Annotated in this window: 1 pseudogene; it reads left to right on the forward strand. The window is 47.3% G+C overall.

Annotated elements, in window-relative coordinates:
• Positions 1–60: 60 nt before the first annotated feature.
• Positions 61–249: pseudogene (locus tag A7090_RS25370) on the forward strand (C4-dicarboxylate transporter DcuC); the annotation flags it as partial.
• Between the last annotated feature and the right edge of the window lie 62 nt (positions 250–311).

Raw genomic sequence — 311 nt, forward strand, 5'->3', positions numbered from 1 at the left:
TGGACATTATTTTTGTAGAGCCGGAGGAAACAGACCAGACGGTTTAAATGAGCCGGTTACAGTACAGGGATTAGTTTTCTTGATCCTTTCGAAGTCATGCGCAATTTATTCAGTACCCGTGCGGCTGATCTCGGTCTGATGATTATGACCCTGATGGGATTTGCGCATTACATGGACCATATCGGTGCGAATGAAGCGGTTGTCCGTGTGGTAACTCGGCCACTACGAACATTACGTTCCCCCTATATTCGTAAGCGTACAGCCTGAACCGTCTGGTCAGAATCTGACGAATTAGACAAAGTGGTGTCCAC

It is taken from the genome of Escherichia sp. MOD1-EC7003, from assembly GCF_002965065.1.
Classification (GTDB): domain Bacteria; phylum Pseudomonadota; class Gammaproteobacteria; order Enterobacterales; family Enterobacteriaceae; genus Escherichia.